Source organism: Stenotrophomonas sp. 05L44_2, from assembly GCF_056665995.1.
Window position 1 is genome coordinate 1 of the sequence record NZ_JBFTNR010000450.1, and the last position, 3,534, is coordinate 3,534.

2 protein-coding genes are annotated in these 3,534 nt (G+C 67.3%); both read right to left on the reverse strand.

All coding sequences use genetic code 11. The features are described 5' to 3' along the window. The coding region (locus AC1VAN_RS15355; protein WP_480986128.1) for an efflux RND transporter permease subunit at positions 1 to 1,969 on the reverse strand (1,969 nt) is incomplete at its 3' end. Positions 1,970 to 2,043: 74 nt separating this feature from the next. Further along, positions 2,044 to 3,282 carry an efflux RND transporter periplasmic adaptor subunit gene (locus tag AC1VAN_RS15360; protein ID WP_032976663.1) on the reverse strand — a complete coding sequence of 413 codons (1,239 nt, stop codon included), beginning with the start codon at positions 3,280 to 3,282 and terminating at the stop codon, positions 2,044 to 2,046. Between the last annotated feature and the right edge of the window lie 252 nt (positions 3,283 to 3,534).

Sequence of the window (3,534 nt, forward strand, 5' to 3'; positions counted from 1 at the left end):
CGTCCTGTACCGGCTTCAGGTACAGCGCCACGCCGGGAATACCGGCGACGGATTTCTGCAGGCGCGGCAGGATGTCTTCCAGCCCATCACGTTCGCCGCGCTCTTTCAGCACGATCGACAGCTGGCCCTGGTTGAGCGTGGGGTTCATGCTGCCGGCACCGATGAAGGCCGATACGCCGGTCACGTCCGGATCCCTGCGCAGCGCTTCGGCCACCTGCTGGGTGCGTTGCTCCATCTGCGGGAAGGCGATGTTCTGGTCGGCCTGGACCACGGCGGTGATCAGGCCGGTGTCCTGTTCGGGCAGCAGGCCCTTGGGAATCAGCACGTACAGCAGCACGGTCAGTACCAGCGCGGCAGCGGCCACGGCCAGGGTGAGCGGCTGGTGTTCCAGCACCCAGTCCAGGCTGCGCTCRTASRSGCCSACGGTGCGCGTCCACAGGTTYTSCTTGCCGGCCGCSGCSGCACGYTCGTGCGCGTCTTCGCCCTCGGGCAGCGCATCGGGCTTGAGCAGGTAGGCGCACATCATCGGGGTGAGCGTCAGCGAGATCAGCATCGACAGCACCACGGCGATGCTCAGCACCCAGGCGAACTCGTGGAACAGGCGGCCGGTGACGCCGGGCATCAGCAGCAGCGGCAGGAACACCGCCACCAGTGAAACCGTCAGCGACAGCACGGTGAAGCCGATCTGGCGCGCACCGATCTCGGCCGCCTCCTTGCCGCTCTTGCCTTGTTCGATGTAGCGCACGATGTTCTCGATCATCACGATCGCATCGTCGACCACGAAGCCGGTGGCCACCACCAGCGCCATCAGCGAGAGGTTGTCCAGCGACATGCCGGTGAAGGCCATCACCGCGAAGGTGCCGGCCAGCGACAACGGCACTGCCACCGAGGGAATGATGGTGGCCCAGAACCGGCGCAGGAACACGAAGATCACCGCCACCACCAGGCCGATCGTCAGGATCAGGGTGAACTGCACTTCATGCACCGAGGCGCGGATGGTTTCGGTACGGTCGGAGAACACCTCCAGGTGCACGTCGGCCGGCAGTACGCCCTGCAGCTGCGGCAGCAGCGCGCGGATGCGCTCGACGGTCTGCACGATGTTGGCGCCCGGCTGCCGGCGCACTTCCAGCAGCACGGCCGGCTTGCCGTCGGCCCATGCCGCCAGCTGGTCGTTCTCCACGCCATCGATCACTTCGGCCACGTCGGACAGCCGCACCGGGCGGCCGTTCTTGTAGCTGATGATGGTGTCGCGGTACTCGGCGGCGCTGGCCAGCTGGTCGTTGGTGCCGATGCTGTAGGACTGGGTCTTGCCGTTCAGCGAGCCCTTCGGCGCATTGACGTTGGCCTGGGTGAGCGCGCTGCGCAGCTCTTCCAGGGTCAAGCCCATGTTGGACAGCTGCGCCGGATTGACCTGGATGCGCACGGCCGGACGCACGTTGCCGGCGATCGACACCAGGCCCACGCCCTGCACCTGCGACAGGCGCTGGGCGAGGATCGAGTCAGCGTAGTTGTTGACGTCGCGCAGCGGCCGCGTATCGGAGGTCAGCTTGAGGGTGACGATGGCCGCGTCGGCCGGGTTCACCCGGTTGTAGACCGGCTGGTACGGCAGCGACGAGGGCAGGGTGGCCTGGCGGATCGCCGCCTGCACGTCCTGTGCGGCGATGTCGATGTCGCGGTCCATCGAGAACTGCAGGATGATCGTCGACAACCCCGCCGAGGAATCGGAGGTCATCAGTTCCAGCCCGGAGATCTGCCCGAACTGGCGCTCCAGCGGCGTGGTCACCAGCGAGGCCATGGTGGTGGCGTTGGCACCGGGGTACTGCGTGGTCACCACCAGGCTGGGCGCATCGATTTCCGGCAGCGCCGACACCGGCAGCTTGCGGTAACCGAGGATGCCCAGCAGCAACAAGCCCGCCATCAACAGCGAGGTGGCAATCGGGCGGCGGATGAAGATCGTCGAAAAGCCCACGGACTGATCCTTGCTGGCACTTCAATGGCAGCGCCGGCGGGATCGCCGGCGCGGGGAAGAGCAGGGGCCTGCGCTCAGCGCGGGCCACCGCCGCGGCGGCCGCCGCCACTCTTCTGTTCGGCGGCCTTCAGTTCGGCCTCGGTCGGTGCGGCCGGGGTTTCACCCGGCTTCAGCGCGGTCACCTTGCTGCCCGGCTTCAGGCGGAACTGGCCTTCGCTGACCACGCGCTCGCCGCCTTTCAGGCCTTCGGCGATCTGCACCTGGCTGTCGCCCACTTCCACGCCACTGCGCACGGTCTGCATCTTCACCGTGTTGTCGCCCTGCACGACGTAGACGTACTCGCCGTCCGGGCCACGCAGCACTGCCTGGGTCGGGATCACCACGCCGCCGCCGATGGTGCGCAGCTGCATGCGCACATTGACGAACTGGCCCGGCCACAGGCCGTTGTCGGTGTTGTCGAACACCGCGCGTGCCTTGAAGGTGCCGCTGTCGGCGCTGATCAGGTTGTCGACCACGTCCAGCTTGCCGTCGCCGCTGAGCACGTGCGAATCGGCGCGGTCCAGCGCTGCGACCGGCACGCTGCCGGCGGCCTGCGCCTGGCGCACGTCGCCGAGCTGGCGTTCGGGCAGGTTGAACAGCACGTGGATCGGATGGATCTGGGTCAGGGTGACCAGTGCGGTACCGGCGTTGACCACGTTGCCGGCGTCGACCGCGCGGATGCCGGCGATACCGGTGATCGGCGCGGTGACCCGGGTGTACTGCAGCTGCACCTGCGCCGAACGCATGCTGGCTTCATTGGCCGCCACTGCGCTTTCGTACTGTGCCACCTGGTTTCGTTGTGTATCCAGATCGGTCTTGGCCACGAACTGGCGGTACTCCGGCGCGTTCGAGCGCTGGTAGTTCGAACGTGCGGTGGCCAGCAGGGCTTCGTTCTGGCGCTTGGATGCAACGGCCTGGTCATAGCTGGCCTGGGCGGTGCGCGGGTCGATCACCGCCAGCACGTCGCCCTTCTTCACTTCCTGGCCTTCGCGGAAATTGAGGCTCATCAGCTGGCCGCCCACCTGCGGGCTGACCGTCACGGTGTTCATCGCGGTCACCGTGCCCAGTGCGCTGGCATACACCGGCACGTCCTGGCGCGCGGCATCGACCACGGTCACCGGCACCGGGCCGGCATCGGGATCTTCACCCCCCTGGCCGGCGCCTGCCTGCTGCCCGGCAGCCTTGTCCTTGCCGCCACCGAGTACGCGCAGGCCGACCACGGCCAGCACCAGCACCGCCACGACCAGCAGCACGATCTTCCAAACACGTGACATTCAAGACTCCAAGAGGGCTGGACGGGGTGGGCACCCCGGGTGGCAATGCGCAAAGCATACCTGTGGCCCACCGGGTTTCCTGCATGACGGATGGGACGGGCGCTCAGACAGATGGACGACGCTGGAGGTTCCCGTAACGGCAAGGTTGCCCTACATTCAGGTGCAGACCCCTTCCGTGGAGATCGAGATGCGCCGTTCGTTGCTGCTGTCCGCCCTGCTGCTGGCCCTGCCGGCCCTTGCCCACGCCGAGGA